Annotated in this window: 19 protein-coding genes; 11 read left to right on the plus strand and 8 right to left on the minus strand. The window is 35.5% G+C overall.

Going from position 1 to position 21,079, the window contains the following annotated elements:
- Positions 1-140: 140 nt before the first annotated feature.
- The gene (locus RT037_RS07960; RefSeq protein ID WP_313029763.1) at positions 141-995 is read right to left on the minus strand and encodes a GLPGLI family protein; all 855 of its coding nucleotides are present in this window, start codon (positions 993-995) and stop codon (positions 141-143) included.
- Positions 996-1,287: 292 nt separating this feature from the next.
- Here RT037_RS07960 and mnmE point away from each other — a divergent pair, with 292 nt between their 5' ends.
- Positions 1,288-2,718 carry a tRNA uridine-5-carboxymethylaminomethyl(34) synthesis GTPase MnmE gene (gene mnmE / locus RT037_RS07965; RefSeq protein ID WP_313029764.1) on the plus strand — a complete coding sequence of 477 codons (1,431 nt, stop codon included), beginning with the start codon at positions 1,288-1,290 and terminating at the stop codon, positions 2,716-2,718.
- Between the two features lie 50 nt (positions 2,719-2,768).
- On the opposite strand, the gene RT037_RS07970 is transcribed toward mnmE, so the two are convergent.
- Positions 2,769-3,554: a TIGR03915 family putative DNA repair protein gene (locus RT037_RS07970; RefSeq protein ID WP_312323847.1), complete on the minus strand. Its 786-nt coding sequence runs from the start codon at positions 3,552-3,554 to the stop codon at positions 2,769-2,771.
- The gene (locus RT037_RS07975) at positions 3,536-4,084 is read right to left on the minus strand and encodes a lipocalin family protein (RefSeq protein ID WP_313029765.1); all 549 of its coding nucleotides are present in this window, start codon (positions 4,082-4,084) and stop codon (positions 3,536-3,538) included. The genes RT037_RS07970 and RT037_RS07975 overlap by 19 nt, the downstream gene beginning before the upstream one ends.
- A gap of 126 nt (positions 4,085-4,210) precedes the next feature.
- Here RT037_RS07975 and RT037_RS07980 point away from each other — a divergent pair, with 126 nt between their 5' ends.
- On the plus strand, positions 4,211-4,387 hold the full coding sequence (locus tag RT037_RS07980) for a phosphatidate cytidylyltransferase (RefSeq protein WP_313029766.1): 177 nt from the start codon (positions 4,211-4,213) through the stop codon (positions 4,385-4,387).
- Positions 4,388-4,445: 58 nt separating this feature from the next.
- Here RT037_RS07980 and RT037_RS07985 read toward each other — a convergent pair whose 3' ends face one another.
- A complete protein-coding gene (locus RT037_RS07985; protein WP_313029767.1) occupies positions 4,446-5,702 on the minus strand; it encodes a putative DNA modification/repair radical SAM protein in 1,257 nt (418 codons plus the stop codon).
- A 312-nt stretch (positions 5,703-6,014) separates the two neighbouring features.
- Between RT037_RS07985 and RT037_RS07990 the strand changes: the two genes are divergently transcribed.
- Genes RT037_RS07990 through pdeM form a run of 9 tightly spaced genes read left to right on the plus strand, consistent with a single transcriptional unit; the run spans position 6,015 to position 16,656 of the window.
- Positions 6,015-8,138: a catalase gene (locus RT037_RS07990; protein ID WP_313029768.1), complete on the plus strand. Its 2,124-nt coding sequence runs from the start codon at positions 6,015-6,017 to the stop codon at positions 8,136-8,138.
- 39 nt (positions 8,139-8,177) lie between these two features.
- A complete protein-coding gene (locus RT037_RS07995; RefSeq protein ID WP_313029769.1) occupies positions 8,178-8,372 on the plus strand; it encodes a hypothetical protein in 195 nt (64 codons plus the stop codon).
- A gap of 60 nt (positions 8,373-8,432) precedes the next feature.
- Positions 8,433-8,948 carry a pyridoxamine 5'-phosphate oxidase family protein gene (locus RT037_RS08000; RefSeq protein WP_312323537.1) on the plus strand — a complete coding sequence of 172 codons (516 nt, stop codon included), beginning with the start codon at positions 8,433-8,435 and terminating at the stop codon, positions 8,946-8,948.
- Positions 8,948-9,937 carry a catalase gene (locus RT037_RS08005; protein WP_313029770.1) on the plus strand — a complete coding sequence of 330 codons (990 nt, stop codon included), beginning with the start codon at positions 8,948-8,950 and terminating at the stop codon, positions 9,935-9,937. The genes RT037_RS08000 and RT037_RS08005 overlap by 1 nt, the downstream gene beginning before the upstream one ends.
- Positions 9,938-9,941: 4 nt before the next feature.
- Positions 9,942-10,943 (plus strand): SDR family NAD(P)-dependent oxidoreductase, encoded by a 1,002-nt coding sequence (locus tag RT037_RS08010; RefSeq protein ID WP_313029771.1) that lies wholly within the window; start codon positions 9,942-9,944, stop codon positions 10,941-10,943.
- A gap of 1 nt (position 10,944) precedes the next feature.
- The gene (locus tag RT037_RS08015; RefSeq protein WP_313029772.1) at positions 10,945-11,955 is read left to right on the plus strand and encodes a ligase-associated DNA damage response exonuclease; all 1,011 of its coding nucleotides are present in this window, start codon (positions 10,945-10,947) and stop codon (positions 11,953-11,955) included.
- 17 nt (positions 11,956-11,972) lie between these two features.
- On the plus strand, positions 11,973-13,553 hold the full coding sequence (locus tag RT037_RS08020; protein ID WP_313029773.1) for an ATP-dependent DNA ligase: 1,581 nt from the start codon (positions 11,973-11,975) through the stop codon (positions 13,551-13,553).
- Positions 13,550-16,012, plus strand: coding sequence for a ligase-associated DNA damage response DEXH box helicase (locus tag RT037_RS08025; protein WP_313029774.1), 2,463 nt, complete (start codon positions 13,550-13,552; stop codon positions 16,010-16,012). The genes RT037_RS08020 and RT037_RS08025 overlap by 4 nt, the downstream gene beginning before the upstream one ends.
- Positions 16,009-16,656, plus strand: coding sequence for a ligase-associated DNA damage response endonuclease PdeM (gene pdeM, locus RT037_RS08030; RefSeq protein ID WP_312323228.1), 648 nt, complete (start codon positions 16,009-16,011; stop codon positions 16,654-16,656). The genes RT037_RS08025 and pdeM overlap by 4 nt, the downstream gene beginning before the upstream one ends.
- On the opposite strand, the gene RT037_RS08035 is transcribed toward pdeM, so the two are convergent.
- The 4 genes from RT037_RS08035 to RT037_RS08050 all read right to left on the minus strand — a co-directional run bounded on the left by RT037_RS08035 (position 16,653) and on the right by RT037_RS08050 (position 20,755).
- A complete protein-coding gene (locus RT037_RS08035) occupies positions 16,653-16,892 on the minus strand; it encodes a hypothetical protein (RefSeq protein WP_313029775.1) in 240 nt (79 codons plus the stop codon). The two genes, pdeM and RT037_RS08035, sit on opposite strands and share 4 nt — an antisense overlap.
- 15 nt (positions 16,893-16,907) lie before the next feature.
- Positions 16,908-17,207, minus strand: a complete 300-nt coding sequence (locus RT037_RS08040; RefSeq protein ID WP_313029776.1) for a hypothetical protein — start codon at positions 17,205-17,207, stop codon at positions 16,908-16,910.
- Positions 17,208-17,209: 2 nt separating this feature from the next.
- On the minus strand, positions 17,210-19,408 hold the full coding sequence (locus tag RT037_RS08045) for an ATP-binding protein (protein WP_313029777.1): 2,199 nt from the start codon (positions 19,406-19,408) through the stop codon (positions 17,210-17,212).
- A gap of 141 nt (positions 19,409-19,549) precedes the next feature.
- Positions 19,550-20,755, minus strand: a complete 1,206-nt coding sequence (locus RT037_RS08050) for an FAD-binding oxidoreductase (protein ID WP_313029778.1) — start codon at positions 20,753-20,755, stop codon at positions 19,550-19,552.
- Positions 20,756-21,079 lie beyond the last annotated feature (324 nt).

Raw genomic sequence — 21,079 nt, forward strand, 5'->3', positions numbered from 1 at the left:
AGCGGCATGTTGGAGCTCGTTATGTAAGCGACGGGATAGGTGAGGGCACATAACAGCGACTAGCGACAGCAGGTTCTCGGCTTCTAAGTCAAGCTATTTTCAAAATTCCTTAAGATTATACTTGTAAAAAGAATGAATAATTATTTATAAAGCGCAACTTCGATAAAATTATTATTTTTCTTAAAACTTTCGGCAGCATGTTCTTCTTTTCCTTTTATTAAATCCTGTTTTGACATAGGACTTCCATCGTTTGCATTGTAAAATAAAGTCTCCGACATTTGGGACGAGCTGTGTATTAATTTGATGTTCTTTGCGGGATCTTTTTTGTATTCGTTCCAAAGAAAATTAAATTTTTCTTTGGTAACAAAGATGTCTTTCATTTTTGAATCCATAAGACTTTGCTCGTGCTCAATTTTTTGATTACCAACAAATCTGAATTGATGATCTCCTTTGTCATCTTCGATTGTTAAGATTAATCCGGGTAAACCACAAAATTTATAAGGTCCATCTTGGATTTGGATATCATTAGTGAACCAAGCAATCCAGTTACGACCTCCGAAAGTTGTCGTCGCTTTTTGAGCTTTGAATTTCTCAATTGTTTTTGTCTCGGATAAAACCGTCCATTTTATTTTGTCCACTACTTTAATCGCCAAATTTGTTGCATTAAGCATGGTATGATAGACTGTCTCGAAACTTGGATAGACTTTTGAAATTCGGAAATGAACTTTTGACTGTTTTATTTTTCGCATGTCCAAAACCATAGATTTAGTTGCATTAGCTTTTTCAAATTCTGCTTTAAAAAGTGAATCGCGTGCAATAAGTAATGCACTATAAAAGTAAGATCCATCTTTGCCAATATCAAGATTCATTAATTCTTTTTCTACGTTATCGCGATTTAAAGAATCCATTCTGAAGCTGTATTCGTAAACAAATCTTTGATTTTGAGAACTTACAAATATGGATAGTAATAAGAAAATAGAGGTTAATATTCTCATTTAATTTATTAGATTTTTGTTGAAGCGAAAATACATTTTTTTCAACAAGTATTTTTCTTATTTATTAATTCTCATGTCGGCTTGTTGTTACGATGACATAAAAATATAATATCATTGGTAAAAAATTATGCATTATCAGCTAAGACTTTTTTTTAAATTATTCTTCTGGAGATAATTCAGCATAAGCAAACATATTAAAAAATCATTGACCGAAGTGTGATGAAAAGAGATATAACGGAAAGCCGATTCGCGAGTGCTATAATTTTGAGTGAAAAAGGCGTAAATTTGCAGTATGAATCATGACACTATCTGCGCATTAGCCACAGCAAACGGCGTTGGCGCCATTGGAATTATCAGAGTTTCGGGCGAAAAATCTTTTGAAATTGTGAATAAAGTTTTTGAAGGTAAAAACCTTGAAAAAGTGAAGTCGCATACGGTGCATTATGGGTTTATCGTAGATGGGAAGGAAGAGGAAAGAGAAAAGACAAGAGACGAAGACGCCAACAACAAAGAAATTATTGATGAGGTGATGGTTTCGGTATTCCATGCGCCGAAGACGTTTACGACGGAAAACTCTGTGGAGATTTCGTTTCATGGTTCGCCGCATATTGGTGCGAAGATTCTGGAAGTTTTAATTAAGAACGGTGCTCGAATGGCGAAAGCCGGGGAATTTACCATGCGTGCCTTCATGAATGGTAGAATCGACCTTTCCCAAGCCGAATCCATTGCTGACCTGATTGCTTCTGAAAATGAAGCCTCTCGAAAAGTAGCATTAAACCAATTGAAAGGTGGGATTTCCCAAGAGATTTCGGTGCTGCGAGGCGACTTATTAAATTTTACTTCACTTATTGAATTGGAATTGGATTTTGCTGAGGAAGATGTGGAATTCGCTGATAGAAAGGCTTTAGTAGGCTTGATTAAACGAATACAAGCTAAATTGAAATCATTAATAGACAGTTTCCAATACGGAAATGCCATTAAGAACGGTACTGCTGTGGCAATTATTGGGAAACCCAACGCCGGGAAATCGACTTTATTAAATACCTTACTGAAAGAAGAGCGTGCGATAGTAAGTAATATTGCGGGAACGACGCGTGATACCATAGAAGAAATTCTTCATATAAAAGGTCATGCTTTTCGATTGATAGACACCGCGGGATTGCGTGATACGGAAGACGAGATTGAAGCGATAGGTGTGCAAAAAGCCCGTGAAAAGGTTAGTCAAGCCGAGATATTGGTGTATCTAGCTGCCGCTAATTCTGAAGATTTTTCAGAGGATATTCGCATGGTTCAGTCGTTGGTTCGAGAGGATTTGGAATTGATTATCTGTTTAACAAAAATAGATGAAGTCGTTACAACTGCTTTTAATATGATTGAACATCAGTTCCGTGATGCTTTGGATACGCCGTTTGATTTTATTAAGATTTCAGCTATCGAGAATCGTAATATTCAGGAGTTAAAGAATGAACTTTCTTCCTACGTTGAAAACTTAAAAGCGCAAGAAGGTGGTGTGGTAATTACTAATCAGCGTCACTATGAGGCGTTACAGAAATCATTGTATTCGGTAACGCAAGTTGAAGAAGCTGTTTCGCATAAGATTACTACGGAACTTTTGGCATATGAACTTCGCAATGCTCTGGGACATCTTGGTGAAATATCGGGTGAGTTCACGAACGACGAGGTTTTAGGGAATATCTTCTCTAAATTTTGCATCGGCAAATAATAAAGCAAATGATAAATAAAAGTGGATAATGCTAAAATAAAAATCTCTATTTACTGTTTCTCCACCAAATACTTCCAATAGCGTCTTGGGACATGTTGAAGATGCAGTTTTATATTTTTTCGGGCTTCTATGTTGGTGCTTTTAAAATACTGCTTCCATAAAGTCTGAAAATGTTCTTCAGTTTCATTTAAATTTATTATTGAATCAGCCGTGCTTAGGTCGTTTTTTTGCTTTGTGCTAAGATAAACTTCGTCGATCGTTGACAGATTATAGTGCAATCCATATTTTCGTTTTACGTCATAAATAAGCCATTTTTGATCTGCATATCGCTTTCTAAAAAAATCTGAAATTAGGGGTAATACATTAAAATCTGGCTCTACCATACAATAAAACATTCCGTCTTCACTCTTCTGAAATCGAACAAAAGCTTTCATACGATGCCTTTCTCTGTCCACTTTTTTTAGTGTTTTATGGTATTCTAAAACTTTTGCATCTCCGAAATTTTCTAAAATATCTGTCCGATTTTTAAATATATTTTGAATGAGGTACACTAAGGATTGCAATGCCGAAATATTTTCTGAAAGAAAAACTTTGTAAATATTAATGACTTCCACAGCAGGTAATTTCTTCTTAAGCCCTAGCATTACTCTTTTTGCTTTTTCAGGATCCGAAATAATCTCAAAAGATTCATCAAAAAAACTAGCGACAAAATTTTCTTTTGTCGACAATTCTATTTCAAAATGTTTTCTTTCAAAACTTTCAAATATCGAAGTTAAAAAGCCAACGTAGCTTCCATCAAAAACGTATTGTTTCACGCTTAATCCTGTATTGTCCACACTAATTTAAAAAGGTCATATCCATGTTTTGTGGCAAAATCTAAATACTTCTTCTTGGTATCTTCAGAAATAGTTTTGGAACGAGATAAAATCCAAATGTAATCTGTACTTTCACCGAAGATTAGCGCCGTTTTATACTCAGGATCCAATTGTACTACGTTGTACTCCGAATAAAATGGACCAAAAAATGAGACTTTCAATGCTGCTTCATTTTCAGAACCTACAAATTTGGCCTTTCCTGTGGCTTCTTCCCATTCATTTTTTACGGTGTTAAAACCTTTATTCAAAACTTTAATTTTTCCGTCTTCTCTTTTAGAATAATTGGCAGTTACGTTTTTTAAATCTTTTTCAAATTTAAAATCAAAACGTGCCACCTCATACCAAGTTCCCAAATATTTGTCGGCATCAAAATTTTGAACCACTTGCACATTATTGCTCATTGCTTTTTTTCCCGAGCAAGCCAATAATCCAGCAATAACACCAACGCCAGCAAAGGCGAACATTACTTTTTTTAAACTTTTATTTTTCATTTTAATTTTTGTTAAAGCACAACAATTTTCCCGCCAAAATTTACTCACTTAAAACATTAAAAATTTTAGTATCGTCTGATTAATGGCAGACTTTTTGAATACATCATAATTATAAATCAATTTACTATGAAAAAATTTACACTAGGATTTTTTGCTATTTTATGTATGTCTTTATTAACGAGTTGTGAAGCTGTAAATACCATATTTAAAGCAGGAATGTGGTGGGCATTTATCTTGATTTTTGGCGGCGTCGCGCTCATCATTTGGTTAATTTCAAAATTTATGGGTGGAAATAAGAAATAGTTATTTTTCGCAACAATGTAAGAAAAGGATGACATTACCGTTCATCCTTTTTGGATTTTTAAAATAAACTGAGCTGATTGCTAGGAACTGATGATTTATATTTGCTTTTGGAAGTCGCTGTAATCAAAGATTTTACTTTTAAAGGTGCCAATTCGCCAAGCTGCATTTTGGTATCGGCGCAAATCATAAAATATTTGGCTCTATTAAAACTAATTCCCATTTTCTTGACTTGATATTCGTGCAATTTTCCAAATTTTCTACTCTTTACAATTTTCATTGCCGATTGTCGCCCCATTCCTGGAATTCTTATTATTTCCTGATAACTTGCTTTGTTAATATCCACTGGAAAAAAATGCGGATTCCGAAGTGCCCAACCCAATTTCGGATCAATATCCATGTCCAAATTGGTGAATGACGGATTCAGAATTTCATCTAATTTAAAATCATAAAAACGCAATAACCAATCTGTTTGATACAATCTATTTTCTCTAATTAATGGAGGTTGCGAGCCAATTTGAGGAAGCAAAGCATTTTCGTTATTAATAGGAATATAGCCACTGTAATACACTCTTTTCAAATTATAATTTTGATAAAACTCGTTGGCGACGCTCATAATTTCTAAGTCGTTTTCGGGAGTTGCGCCAATCACCATTTGAGTGCTTTGACCTGCTGGAACAAATAAGGGTTTGGATTTGATCAGCTTGGACTCCGATTTCAATTCCTGAATTTGATTTTGAACAAAAGCCAAAGGTTTCCTTACGCTATCATGATCTTTTTCAGGAGCTACCATTTTCAGTCCTTTTTCAGTGGGCATTTCCAGATTAATACTCATTCTATCCACATACAAACCCGCTTCTTTAATCAATTCTTCACTAGCTCCAGGGATGGTTTTCAGGTGAATGTAACCGTTGTAGCGTTCTTCTGTACGAAGTTTTTTAACAATACGCATCAGGCGTTCCATCGTAAAATCAGCATTTTTGAAAATTCCAGAACTTAAAAAGAGACCTTCAATATAATTTCTGCGATAAAAATTCATGGTTAATTCTACCACTTCATCCACCGTAAAAGCTGCCCTTTCTACATCGTTACTTTTTCGGCTCACACAAAAGGAGCAATCGTAAATACAATGGTTGGTGAGTAAGATTTTGAGCAAAGAAACGCATCTCCCGTCCTCGGTATACGTGTGGCAAATTCCTGAAGATGACGCATCGCCAATACCGCCCGCATTTTTCCTTTTACTACCGCTAGAACTGCAACTTACATCATATTTCGCAGCATCAGCCAAGATAATTAATTTTTCCTGAATTCTATCCATTCCCTCAATTCTAATTTTTAAAAATACAAAATATATATCATGCTGAAAAGCATTTTTTGATACAATTTGTATCAAAATTATCACATGGTAATGTAAAAATTTGTAAATAAATCTTACATTTTATCGAAATAATTTTGCCAAAAAATATTTTTATTCAAAAAAACACTGATTTTTATGGCATTACTTTTGTTAAAATATTTACGTTTTTCTGCATCATTTTTATTTTAAAGAGTTCGATGTAGGCTTTCCTTTTTTAAAATTTAACTTTAAAAAGAGAAAAAAAAATTGCACTTAATCCAAAAAAAATATTTTATGAAAAAAAACAAACAATCCGATGCGAAAATCGAACAGATGAATCAATCTACAGTTGATAATTCTAATCAAAAATTGACAACCAATGATGGTGTCCCGATTTATGATAACAATAACACTTTGAAAGTTGGAGATCGCGGCCCGTCTCTTCAGCAAGATCACATTTATTTTGACAAGTTAGCACATTTTGACCGCGAAAGAATTCCGGAGCGTGTAGTACATGCCCGAGGTAGCGGTGCGCACGGCATTTTAGAAATCCATGAAGATATTTCTGAATATACATGTGCGAAATTTTTGCAGAAAGGAACCAAAACGCCACTGTTTGCACGTTTTTCTACAGTTGCGGGCTTTAAAGGTTCGACTGATTTGGCGAGAGATGTGCGTGGTTTTTCGGTTAAATTTTATACAGAAGACGGGAATTATGATTTGGTAGGCAATAATATTCCTGTTTTTTTTATTCAGGATGCGATGAATTTTCCAGATTTAATTCATTCTGTAAAGCCTGAACCTGATAAAGAGTATCCGCAAGCCGCTTCGGCGCACGATACGTTTTGGGATTTCATTTCCTTAATGCCTGAATCTGCACACATGATCATGTGGGCGATGTCTGATAGAGCCATTCCACGAAGTTTGCGTATGATGGAAGGTTTTGGGGTGCATACCTTCAAATTAGTGAATAAAGATGGTAAAGCCACCTTTGTAAAATTCCATTGGAAACCAAAATTAGGAGTACATTCCGTGGCTTGGAATGAAGCTCAAAAGTTGTCTGGATTTAATTCAGATTTTCACCGTCAAGATTTGTACGAAGCTATTGAAGCGGGCAACTATCCACAATGGGACTTGGGTGTACAGTTGATTCCAGAAGAAGATGAGTTCAAATATTCTTTTGATATTTTAGATGCCACCAAATTGGTTCCAGAAGAATTGGTTCCAGTAAAAATCATAGGAACGATGACTCTGAACCGCAATCCTGAAAATTTCTTCGCTGAAACTGAACAAGTCGCTTTCGACCCTGGAAGAATTATCCCAGGTATTGATTTAACTGACGATCCATTGCTACAAGGTAGAGTTTTCTCATATATGGATACTCAAAATTATCGATTGGGCGGTGCCAATTTTCACGAAATACCAATTAACAGGTCTGTTAATCAAAAACATAACAACCAAAAAGACGGAACAGGTCGAATTGATATTTTGAAAGGTGGCGTTAGCTATTTCCCTAACAGTAAAGGATCGGGATGTCCTTATCATGCCATGTTGAAGGGTGAAGAAGGTTTCCAGTCGCATGAGCAAAAAGTGGATGGTAAAAAAGTGCGAGCGCGTTCCGATTCGTTTGCTGACCATTTTAGCCAAGCTACATTATTTTTCAATTCTCAAAGCGAGCCAGAAAAACAGCATATTATAAATGCATTAAGTTTTGAACTCAGCAAAGTTAACGACCCTAAAATCAGAGAACGTCAGGTTGCTATTTTAAATCAAATTGATAAAGATTTAGCGAAAAAAGTGGGTGACAATCTCAATATCACCCCTCCAAAAGAATTGGATGAATTAACTTTGAAATTTGCCAGACAAAATCATCCAAACTATCCATTAAAAGTAAAGAAAAATGAGATCAGCTCTTCCGAAGCGCTTAGCATGAAGGTAAAAGCAGGAGAAGGAACGATTAAAACCAGAAAGGTTGCCTTTTTGGTGGATAATGGGGTTTCCAAAGCGAGTGTTGATGAACTTAAAAAAGCTTTAGAAAAGGAAGGTGCCGAAGCCGTTTTAATTTCGTCCAAAGTGGGTCCGCTCACTTACCAGGAAGGCGAGACCCAAAATATCGAACATACTTATCTTACCGATCCATCCGTTTGTTATGACGCTGTTTTTACGCCGTCAGGCAAATCGGTAGAAGCTCTGAAAAAGAATGCAGATTATTACGAATTTATCAACGATGCGTATAGACATTGTAAGGTATTGGCTTTTGCGAAAGATGCGGAAAGCTTATTGGATAGGTCTTTTGTGGAAGTTGATAAAGGTGTTATTTTGGAAAGTAAGGACGCCAATTGGTCAGAATCTTTCATTAACGCTATGAAACTTCATCGCATTTGGGACCGTGAAGCACAAAGAAAAGTGCCTTCATAGTCTATTCTTATCACTCATTTAAAACAAAAAAAATACAAAATGATTTTACAATTAAGTCCAACCATCCTTGTAGATACGCCTCTGGGGCGTGGTCATACGGTATTTATTATTGATTATGGCATGCATCAAAACTCCTGTTGGGTAGTGGCCATGGAAAAGGACGGAATTGTAAAACATTTTGATAGTAACGATGTTATTGTGTGCACCAATTTTACGTATCATATTAATGAATAAAGAAATTGTTTTCCGCACACTTCCGAAATACCAATTAATAAAATATAAAGTCACAAAATTATGGGAAATGCACAATCACCTCACGAAAATTTAAACGGAAATCAAGCAATTGAGAAAATAAAATCGATCGCCGAGACCGCTGGAACTTGCTTTTTTACCACCAATATTGGCGGCAATACCACCAGCAGACCCATGGCTCTACAAGAAGTTGATGAGGCAGGCAATTTATGGTTTTTGAGCGACGTTCGCTCACTAAAAAATGATGAAATTGAAGCCAATCCTAATGTAGAATTGTATTTTATGAATAATTCTAAATACGAATACATCTTTATTAAAGGAAAAGCCAGTGCTTCGCAAGACAAAAGCTTAATCGAAAAATATTGGTCCAATTTTGCTAATGCTTGGTTCGATGGTAAAGATGACCCCAATATCAGTGTAATAAAAGTTTCGCCTAATGATGGCTATTATTACGAAACCAAAGACAATAAATTTATTGCCATGTCGAAAATGCTTTTTGCTGCCGTTACGGGAAGTCCAATTGAAGACGGAGGGATAGAAGGCGAGCTTAAGATTTAATGAAGTTTCCAATAGCATATCATCCAAAATTTGATTCATTAACACCTCGTGAAAATGATTTGTTGGAACAAACTTTGACCACAGTTTCGAAATTTGTAAATAAATCTGGAAAAATAAGCAAGGTAAAATATTCTACCAGAGATGCACACGCAAAATCGTATTCTTATTTGAAAGGACGATTTATTCCCTCAAAAGATGAAAATCTAAAAGAATTTTTTCCTGAAAATGAGTACAATGCTCTGGTGCGATTATCACACGCCAATTTGAAAATTTCAAAGTCCGATCGACAACTTCCTTTGTTTGGTTTTGCTTTAAAAATTGATGATGGCTCTTCCACGATTGCAAATTATCCACTGGTGAATTTTCCGTTATTTATGACAAAATCTGTCAGTGGTTTTTTGAAAGTTTTTATGGCAATTAACCGATTTTTTGCGGGTTCCATTGTTACAAAACCATTTCAGGCATTTAAAATTTTAATTTCTGGTGCACCAATGGCCTTCGAAACAATGAATTGGTCTTTCGTTTCTGCCATTAGAAATTGGATTGAAAGTTTCAAGTATTTCATTCTAGCAAGAAGTTATTATTCTGTTGGTGCATATCGTTTAGGTAACAAAATCATTAAAATAAAAGCCATTCCGCTACAATTCGACCCAGAATTTTCAACAGGAATTTCAATTTTGGAAGATGTGAAATCTTACATTTCAAAAAATGATTTGAAGTATAAAATTTTATATCAAATTGCTTACGACGAGAAATATCAACCGATTAATAATTTAACCAAAGATTGGCGAAAAACCGATTTTTTAGACTTTGGTATTATTGAATTTGAAAAAGTTTTAGAGGAAACAAATTTGGAATTAGAACAGCTCTCATTCAATCCTTTTGATAGTAAAAAAGAGTTGCAACCCGTTGGGAAAATTCAGCAAATTAGAAAAAAAGTTTACGAGCGTTCCATCGAAACTCGCAATCATAACAACGAAAAAATATAACATTATGGATTCTATAGACACAATTACAAGTTTAGTTACAAAAACAGCGGTTATTACAGGTGCCTCAAGTGGTGTTGGATTGGCAACGGCGCAATTGTTTGCAGAAAATGGCTACCAAGTTGTATTAGCAGCAAGAGGAAAAGAAGGTTTGGAGAAAGCGGTTGCCGAATGTAATGCTTTAGGTGGAAAAGCCGTATACAAAACTACTGATGTTTCGAATGCCAATGAGGTGAAAGATTTGGTAGAATTTGCATTGAAAGAATTTGGTAGAATCGATGTTTGGGTGAACAATGCAGGTGTTATGGCAAGCGGAAAATTCGAGGAAATCCCAATGGACATTAATGAGCAAGTTATCAAAACCAATTTAATGGGCTATATGCATGGCGCTTATTATGTTTTGCCCGTTTTTAAAGAACAAAAGCAAGGCGTTTTAATTAATAATGTTTCCATTGGTGGTTATATGCCTGCGCCGTTTAGCTCGGTATATTCAGCGACAAAAACAGGAATTAAAGGCATGATGAGTGGTTTGCAGAGCGAATACAGCGTGTATCCAGAAATTCATATTTGTAATATTTATCCGCAAGTGCAACAATCCACTGGGAATATGCATTCTGCAAAATTTTCGGGTTTAGATTTTAAAATTCCTCCATTTGCTGCTGATCCTCGAGATACCGCAAAAGTAATTTACAAATTAGTAGAAAAACCTAAAAACGACACCTTCCCAGATGCTACTTCATTTATGCTAAAGCTTGCTCATGGCGCTTTTCCAGAAACATTTACCAATTTGGCAACTGGTGTAATGAGATTAATGATGAAGGTTAAAAAAGGCAAAGATGAGGAAGGTAACATCTTAGAGCCATCCAATAATCCGCACCGAGTTTACGGAGAAACAGCGCTACCAATGCCGTCCAAGACCACCAAAAAAATTATTGGAACAGGTTTAGCAATTGCAGCGGGATATTTTGTTGCCAAACATTTGAAAAACAATTCAAAAAAACTCGATTAGGTTGAAACTGCTAAAATTCACATCCAAAGGCATCTATTGTGTTCCAGGGAAATTTTATATCGATCCTTGGCGACCTGTGGATTTAGCAGTCATCACGCATGGTCACGCTGATCATGCACGAAGTGGCATGAAAAAATATCTGTGTCATCATTTTACAAAACCTATTTTGTATTCACGAATTGGTCGAAATATAGAATGTAAAAGTGTAGCCTATGGTGAAGTGATAAACATTAACGGCGTAAAAGTTTCTCTGCATCCGGCAGGACATATTATTGGTTCTGCACAAATTAGGATGGAATACAAAGGCTATGTCTCCGTAATTTCTGGCGATTATAAAATTCAAAATGATGGACTTTCCACGCCTTTTGAAGCGGTAAAATGCAATGAATTTGTTACTGAAAGTACTTTCGGACTTCCCATTTACAATTGGCTTTCTGTTGAAGAGCAAGAAAATCAAATGAAAAATTGGGTAGAGCAAAATCGTAAAAATGGTAAAACCTCCGTATTCATCGGTTATTCATTGGGAAAATCGCAGCGAATTATGAAAGCTTTGGAAGGTTTGGGTGAGCTGAATGTTCATTATTCTATCGCGAAACTAAATGAAGCGTATGAAAGTGTGGGAGTAAAACTTCCAGATTACAACACCATTGATTTGAGTGACGATAAAAAGCATTTGGATGGAAAAATTATTCTGTTACCGCCCGCATTGGTCGACAATCCAGCGATGAAGAAAATACCGAATATGGCGTACGCTATTTGTTCGGGTTGGATGCAAATTCGTGGTGCTCGAAGATGGCGCAGTGCAGATGCAGGTTTTGCGATTAGCGATCATGCAGATTGGCAAGGCTTATTAACAGCAATAAAAGCGACTGAAGCCCAAAAAGTGTACGTAACTCACGGTCAGACCGCTGTTTTTTCTAAATATTTAAATGAAATAGGTATCTACTCCGAAGAGGTAAAAACCGAATACGGCGATGATGAAGAAAAAACGGAAATCGATGAAGCACTGTAATTGTTTTTAAATAGTAAATGAAAGATTTCGCCACATTAATCAATGCACTCGACAGCACCAACAAAACTTCTTTGAAACAAGAAGCGATTATCGAGTTTCTAAAAGTGGCGTCTTCAAGAGATAAAATGTGGTTTTTAGCCTTATTTACAGGCAAAAAACCTAAACGAAATATCAATTCTAGTTTTATGAAAATTTGGGCAATGGAAGTAGCTCAGATTCCCGAATGGCTCTTCGTAGAAAGCTATTCTAGCGTTGGCGATTTGGGAGAAACCATTTCTTTAATACTTCCACCTCCTAAAAAAAGTATCGAAATTTCTTTATCCGATTGGATGCAAAAAATTATTGATTTAAAAGACAAAACCGACGAAGAAAAGAAAGAATTTGTGCTTAACGCTTGGGATAGTTTGGATAATGTGGAGCGTTTTATTTTCAATAAATTATTGGGCGGAAGTTTTCGCATTGGGGTTTCTTCGAAAGCATTGATTAATACCTTAGCGAAATTTTACAAGATGGATCCCAGTGCCGTTGCACACAGCATTATGGGACATTGGAAACCCGAAGAAGTTGATTTTGAAAGTCTGATAAAGGGTGAATATACAGACACTAATTTGTCCAAACCTTATCCGTTTTGTTTGGCGTATGCCTTAGAAAAAGAACTTCAAGATTTGGGCGCTACCGAAGATTGGTTGGTAGAATACAAGTGGGACGGCATTCGTGGACAATTTATTAAACGAGATGGCGAAGTTTTTATTTGGTCTCGTGGCGAGGAATTGGTCACCGATCATTTTCCTGAAATTAGAGACGAATTACTTCAATGGAAAGGGAATTTTGTGATTGATGGCGAAATTTTAGCGTTTAAAGACCATCGAGTTCTAAATTTCAATGAACTTCAAAAAAGATTGAATCGCAAAAATTTAAGCAAAAAAATGCTGGACGAAATTCCAATCGTGGTTTTTACTTATGATTTATTAGAATTTGAAAATGAAGATTTTCGAGATCACTCAATGAAAGAGAGGCGTTTTCAACTTCAAAAAGTATTGGAAATGAATCCTTCAGAAAAGATTAAAATTTCCGAAGAAATTGTTTTTGAAAACTGGAATCAACTTCCTGACATTCGTGAAAACGCGCGCGAAATCAACAGCGAAGGTTTGATGCTGAAAAATTACCATTCTCCGTACCACACTGGTCGCAAAAAAGGCGATTGGTGGAAATGGAAAATTGATCCATTAACGCTGGATGCGGTATTGATTTATGCTCAAAAAGGTAGTGGACGACGAAGTGGATATTATACAGATTATACTTTTGCAGTAAAAAAAGAAGGTAAATTAGTAACTATCGCCAAAGCCTATTCTGGTTTAACAGATAAAGAAATCCAAGAAGTAAGCAAATTTATATCTAAAAATGTAGTTGAAAAATTCGGTCCCGTAAGAACGGTAAAACCTGAATTGGTTTTTGAACTGGCTTTTGAAGGAATTGGTTTTAGCAGCAGACACAAATCTGGTGTAGCATTGCGTTTTCCAAGAATTTTGCGCTGGCGAAAAGACAAAAAAGTGGATGAAATAGACGATATTGAAGATATTAAAAAATTAATTGTTTGACCGATACATTCGAAAACTCCGAAGGTTACCAAATCGTTCAAAAATGGATGAACGATAAAGGTATGAAAGCTTTTTCTTTTCAGAATGAAGTTTGGCAACGTTTTTCCAACGGTTATTCTGGAATGGTGATTGCACCAACGGGTTTTGGGAAAACCTATTCTCTATTTTTAGCTGTAATTATTGATTTTTTTAATCATCCCGAGAAATACAAAAATGGTTTAAAATTACTTTGGATTACGCCTTTGCGTTCCCTTGCAAAAGATTTGGCGAGAGCCATGCAACAAGCAGTTGATGAGATTGGCTTGGATTGGGTGGTAGAAGTTCGCAACGGCGATACGGATGCAAAACACAAAACTCGACAAACCAAAAATATGCCCGATGTACTTTTGGTAACTCCCGAAAGTTTGCATCTGCTTTTGGCTCAGAAAAACCACGAAAGATTTTTCAAAAATCTGCAATCTGTTGTTGTAGACGAATGGCATGAATTGTTGAGCACCAAACGTGGCGTGATGACAGAGTTGGCTTTGGCGGTTCTGAAATATCAACAACCAAAAGTAAAAATTTGGGGAATTACAGCCACCATCGGAAATTTGGATCAAGCTTTGGAGGTTTTAATTCCGGATGCTAAAAAAAGAACAAAAGTTGTCGCCAAAGAACAGAAAAAAATAGAAATTCTTTCAGTGTATCCTCCAGAAGTAGAGATTTTGCCTTGGGCAGGACATTTGGGCGGAAAATTAGTTCAGGAAGTCGTTCCTATCATTTTAAAAAGTAAGTCAACATTAATTTTTACCAATACGCGAAGTCAAAGCGAAATGTGGTACCAGTTATTGCTGGAAGCCTATCCTGATTTTGCGGGACAAATTGCGTTGCATCACAGTTCTATCGATGCGAATTTACGTCAGTGGGTAGAAGAAAACTTAAGTTCTGGTTTGTTAAAAGCAGTGGTTTCTACCTCATCATTGGATTTGGGTGTCGATTTTAAACCTGTAGACACCGTCATCCAAATTGGTTCCAGCAAAGGCGTTGCACGTTTTATGCAAAGAGCAGGACGAAGCGGACATTCACCGTTTGAAACTTCCAAAATCTATTTTGTACCCACGCATTCCTTGGAACTGATAGAAGCTTCGGCTTTAAAAGAAGCCGTGAAAAATAAGGTGATAGAAAGCAGAGAACCTTTCGTATTGGCGTACGATGTTTTGGTGCAATTTCTGGTAACTTTGGCTTTGGGCGGCGGTTTTTATCCAGACGAAATTTATCCTGTTATTAAAAATACCTATGCTTATTCTGAAATTACAGACGAGGAATGGCAATGGTGCATTTACTTCATCACACAGGGCGGAAAAACTGGGAAAAATTACGAAGAATTTCACAAAGTGGTGAAGCAAGAAGACGGAAAATTAGTTGTTGAAAAACGTAAAATAGGCATGCTTCACCGTATGAACATTGGAGCAATAGTTAGCGATTCTATGTTGAGGGTAAAATTTTTGTCGGGCGGCTACATCGGCATGATTGAAGAATATTTTATCTCCAAATTGCATAAAGGTGACAAATTTGTTTTAGCAGGACGCGTGTTAGAATATACGATGCTAAAAGATATGACGGTCTACGTAAAATCCTCCAGTGGAAAAGCTATTACCCCCAGTTGGCTTGGCGGAAGATTGCCTTTGTCCTCCAATTTAAGTTTCTTTTTGAGGAAAAAATTGGCAGAATCATTATCTCCAAATTCTCGTGAAAAAGAACTGAAATTTTTACATCCACTTTTAGCAAATCAAAATGAAAATTCACACATCCCTAAAGAAGATGAATTTTTGGTGGAACGCATCAAAACACGAGAAGGTTATCATTTGTTTTTTTACCCTTTCGAAGGGCGTTTGGTGCATGAAGTGATGGCGGCATTACTGGCATTTCGAATTTCAAAATTATATCCTATCAGTTTTTCGATGGCGATGAACGATTATGGTTTCGAACTTTTTTCGGATAAAGAAATTAAATTGACAGAAGAAGAATTACACCACATTTTATCGAAAGATAACTTGATGCAAGATGTTGTTGCCAGCGTGAATGCGACGGAAATGGCTCGCAGAAAATTTAGAGATATTGCCGTGATTTCGGGAATGGTGGTGCAAACTATGCCTGGAAGACAAGTTAACAATAAATCTTTGCAGGCTTCATCGGGCATTATTTTTTCGGTTTTGGAAGATTATGATCCTCAAAATTTACTATTGAGACAAGCCTACACCGAAGTTTTTAACCAGCAATTGGAAGAACAAAGACTAACTGCTGCTTTTGACCGCATTGCTAAAAGTAAAATCATTTACGTAAATTCGGATCGCTTTACGCCCTTAAGTTTCCCGATAAAAGTGGACAGTTTGCGACAATCGCTTTCCAGCGAGGATTTGGGCACAAGAATTAGAAAAATGCAGGAAGCCAATATGAAGAAAAAAACCAAACGAAAATGATCTTAGCAGAGAAAACGATTGTCTTACGGCAACACACTTTTGTTTTGACCAATCAGCGTGCGCTGTTTTGGAAAGAAGCAAAATCTTTGGTTTTATCGGATTTGCATTTAGGAAAAACGGCTCATTTCAGAAAAAATGGCATCGCTTTACCCTCCGAAATCATTGAGAAGGACTTGCAACGTTTGTCGGATTTAACACTTCATTTTCAACCTCAGAAACTGATCATTGTCGGTGATTTTATTCATGCTGGAAAAAACTCGGAATTCAATTTATTTTCTGAATGGAAATCCCAGTTTCCAGATTTAAAAATTATTTTGGTAAAAGGCAATCACGACCGAATATCAAAAGATAAATTGTATGAAATAGGCGTTACGGAAATTTGTGAATTTCATGCCGAAGCTCATTTTATTTTCTCCCATGAAGAAGTTGAATCGAAAGAAAAATTTACTATCTCTGGCCACATTCACCCTGGAATTCAAATGAAAACACCCGTAGGAAGATATGTTAAATTTCCAAGTTTTGTTGTTACCAATTCTCAGTTAATTTTACCAGCATTTAGTTCTTTTACGGGTTTAGATACCAGAAATCATCCCGAAAAATCCAGTTTTTACTTTTTTACGGAAGAAGGAATTTATGAACTTTAAATTTCGTAATTAATTAGTTCTGCATATGCTCTTTCTGCACCTTTTAAAACTTCTGGATAATTTTCTTCGTGGAAATATGTGTTTAAAGCAAGGATAAATTCTTTCCAAAATTCGGAAATAGCTTGGTTGTACATTCCGAAATAATGAAAATCTATACCTTCAAAATTTGGATTTTTTTCAAGATTTTTTTTGATAACATTTCCGCCTAAAGATGCGCCATCAATCACGTATAACATTCCGATGGCTTCGGCTTAGGAGTTGATATTTTCTACTTCAAGATTTTGTTGCAAATTAATTCCTAAAAGGTCAGCATCTATTTCTATTAAAGGAAGTTTTGAACGTAGATTTTGTCTGATTTTATTTTTAAAATCGTCCGAGATTGCTGCATTAATCTTGATTTCATAATTTAATAAAAATTGATAATTTAGAGCTATAAGGCATTTGTAATCGTCTAAAGAATATGCTTTTTCAAAGATTTTTTTAGAATTGAATTTTTCTTCCAGCAAATCATGTTGATGTCTGGTATTTTGTTTTAGATAATCTGAAAGCATTTTTATTTTTTAAATTGTATGGTAAAAGTTACTCCTGGAGCATCATGATGGTTTTCATAACTTAGTTTCCCTTGCAAACGTTCCATAATTCGATAGACAATATTCAGTCCAACCCCGTTTCCGTAGAAAGATTTTGCGTTTTCCATTCTTTTAAAAATTTTAAACATTTGGCTCTTATCTTTTTCGGGAATTCCGATACCATTATCAGAAACAGAGTACACAACATAATCACCAATATCCTTGGAATCTATTGTAACAACGGGAAATTCTTCTTTAGACGAATATTTAATAGCATTGTTTATGATGTTAAGAAAAACTTGATACGCCAAAGTTTGATCGGCTGTAATATCGATACAACGGCCTATTTCAACTTTCGTATTGGGATTTCCGTACACAATTTGCGATTCTTCAACTATCCTTTCAATCAAAGATTGCATGTAGATTTTTTGTAATCCTAATTCTACCGATTTTGCTCGGCTTAAATTGAGGACATCCCGCATCAAAGTTTCCATATTATGAATTTGATCAAGAACATTCTTTAGTTTTTTAGAATTGGCTTCTGTATTACCATCTAATAACTTTCTTTCCAGCATTTGGAGGTTAAGTTTCATGACAGTTAAAGGCGTTCCTAAATCGTGAGAAATGGTATATGAAAAACTGTCTAATTCTTCGTTAACTGCCAAAAGATCGTCGTTTAATTGTTTTATTTTCGTATAATGGTCGTACGATATTTCAAAAATTAATGTGAGAAGTTTGGTAATGGTTTTTCGGTATTTTTCGCTCCAAATTCTGGATTTCCCTTTGCTTTCTTCAATAAATATTTTGAATGATTTTCGAGGCGAAACTTCTAATTCTTCCTGACCGTTTTTCAGAATTTTCTCGTACTGTTTTTCAGGATTTCCTGCCCAATGTATAGTTTCTTTAAATTCTTTTCTAAACCAAATAATATATTTTTGAGTTTCTCTGTTAATTTCTGCAATTGCTAAACCTGCGAAGGACGTATCATCACCCATAATCTCAGGGTGATTTTTTGCAAAACTCTCATCATAAATTACTTTATCGTTATCCTCTAAATACGCTTTGTAATGCTCTATAATTTTTAAAACTAAAGCGTTGGGCGGCGTGTTCCCGCTAGAAAATACTTCAGTATCAATTACAAAAGCAATTCCATCTGCGTCGGCGTAATTAGAGAAGTTATTCAGATTTTGAATGATACCATCTGTAAGTACAGGTGCATTGGATAAACTTTTTTTGAGTTTGGAGATTTTTTGATCAATCTCGACACTAAAATCCACCATTTCTGCAGACGAAATATTGCTGTAAACTTTCGCTGCCCATTTGGTAACAATCTCTGCTTTTATCCTATTGCGAAGATCAATGTGTTGTGGCAACGTATTTTGACAAGTTACCAAGCCCCACAACTTTCCATTGACAATAATTGAGGTCGAAAAACTAGATCTTACCCCAGCATTTCTTAAATATTGCCCATGAATAGGCGACATTGCACGTGCATCGGCAAAACTTAGGTCTAAATCTTCGACGCTGGAAATCACGGGAACAGGCTGTGCATCAATATCACTGAAAATTCTTCTCGTTTTTGTTAAATACAGTGCTCTTGCTTGTTTCGGAATATCATCTTCGGGATAATGAAGATTGAGAAAACCTTCCATGTTATTTTTTACACTTTCAGCAACTACCTTACCAGAGCCATCTTCCAAGAATTTATAAATCATTACGCGATCGTAATTGATGTATTCGCTAATATTTATAGCAAGTTTATTCCATACAAGAGATTCTTCCTTCAATTGAGAATAGCCTTCAAAATCGATGTATTCTAACTCATTAGAGTAATCTACATTGTAGCATTTTTCCAATTCTAGAATAGCGTAAGATGCATGGGATTTTATGGTAAGATAGTATTTTGATCCTAAAATGTCAATAATACTTAACTGAGAATTAACTGCAGCATCTTTAGCAACAAACTTTTTATAAACCTCAGAATTTGCTAAAAACGAAATAATAGAATTAAAAGTTTCAATAGGCGAACCTAGTGGAATCGTATCTACTTGAAATAAATCTAGAATATTTTGGCTGTAAAACTGTACATGAAATTGCTCATCAAGACCGATTAAGAAACTAAAGTTTTGAATTTTTCCTGGAATTCTAATAGGCTCGTCCGAGCATTGGTTGTAAACTTTCATTATCATTTTAGGAAAAAAACAATATCTCCATTTGCATATATAGTTATTTTTATTGTAATATGCTAGTTTTATCTAATTATATCTATTCTGCAAATAGGTTATTATTTTACTTTTACATTCAAAATCACATTCTAAAACCACCTATCTACCGAATGAAAAATATTTATCTAAAGGGTGCTTTTTCTTTTGCAACCAGTACGAAAGCATTTCCATACCTGTAACTGAAAATGTGATGCCGTTGCCACCAAATCCGAGTACGAAATAGGAGTTTTTAAAATCTTGGTGTTCCCCAATATAGGGCAAACCATCCTTGGTTGAACCAAAAGTTCCTGCCCAAGAAAAATCTTCCCTAAACTCGAAAGAAGGGAAATTACGCTCAAATTTTTTAGTCAGAATTTTTGACTTCTTGGTGATTAAAGAGTCTCTTAATTCAGGTTTATAAAATTCCTCGTCTTCACCGCCAATTAACATTCGATGATCGTCGGTTGTGCGCATATAGAGGTAAGGTTCGTCGGTGTTCCAGAGGAGTACATCTTTGTACGCATTCGTTAGTTTTTCATCCACTTCAGAAACGATGGCAAAAGTGCTCAGCAAATCCACAAACTTTTCCTTGATTAGACTTGTACTTTCATAACCAACGCAGTACACAATTTTATTTGCAATGATTGTCGCGCCAGAACTAAGGGTAACGATATTTTTTCCTTTATGATATTTCACAGATTTCATTTCGGTTTTATCGAACACTTGTAGGCCTTTTCTAACGTTGAATGCTAAAAGTTCGTGCACCAACTGAAAAGCATCTACGCTGGCTCCCTGCTCTGAAAGGATTCCGCCATGGGAAGTTGGAATTTTAAACTTGGTTTCAATTTCCTTCTCTTCCAACCATTTAACACCAAAACCTGCTTCTTTTCTGGCTTCATATTCTTTTTGTAACCAAGAAATGTCTTTTTTAAACGAGGCAAAATACAGAGATTGCTTCTTTCGAAAACCTGCTTTTGATTTTATTTGAATGCAGATTTTTTCAAGTTGATCAATGGCATCGGAGCAGGCTTTATAACATAATTCGGCTCCTGCTTTACCAATCATTTCTGATAATTTGAACAAGGGAACATCAATCTCATACTGCAACATGGATGTAGTTGCGGACGAACTTCCGTTGGCGATTTCGCGCTTGTCAATCAGGATGGTATTTTTGCCATCCGATATGCATTGATGGGCTATCAGACTTCCCGTAATTCCGCCACCTATGACCAATATTTCACATTCTTTGTTCTCATGTAGAGAGGGATAGGAATTGATGATACCGTTTTTTATCATCCAGAAAGGTTCATTCGACTTGAGATCCATAAGGCGTAAAATTAATGATTAAGGTATGCTTTAAATTTTTTTAAATGTAATGAATTTTTGAATAGGTTGTAATCGTTTTTTATGATCATTAATGTGCCGACTAAATTTTATTATCGGATTTTTTTTAAAAGGTTAGATAGAAACTTAAATTTAGATAATAGTGTACCGCTTTTTTATAATTCAACATTTTTAACGATCATTAATAAACGGTTTTTTAGATTCTGCATTGAAAAGTAACCGACACAAAATAAACAATTAATAAATCTTATACCCGTAGTGCATTATAAAAAAGGTTACTCATAATACGAAAATTTCGTATATTGT

Origin of the sequence: Soonwooa sp. (genome assembly GCF_032062245.1) — a bacterium.
Classification (GTDB): Bacteria; Bacteroidota; Bacteroidia; order Flavobacteriales; family Weeksellaceae; genus Soonwooa.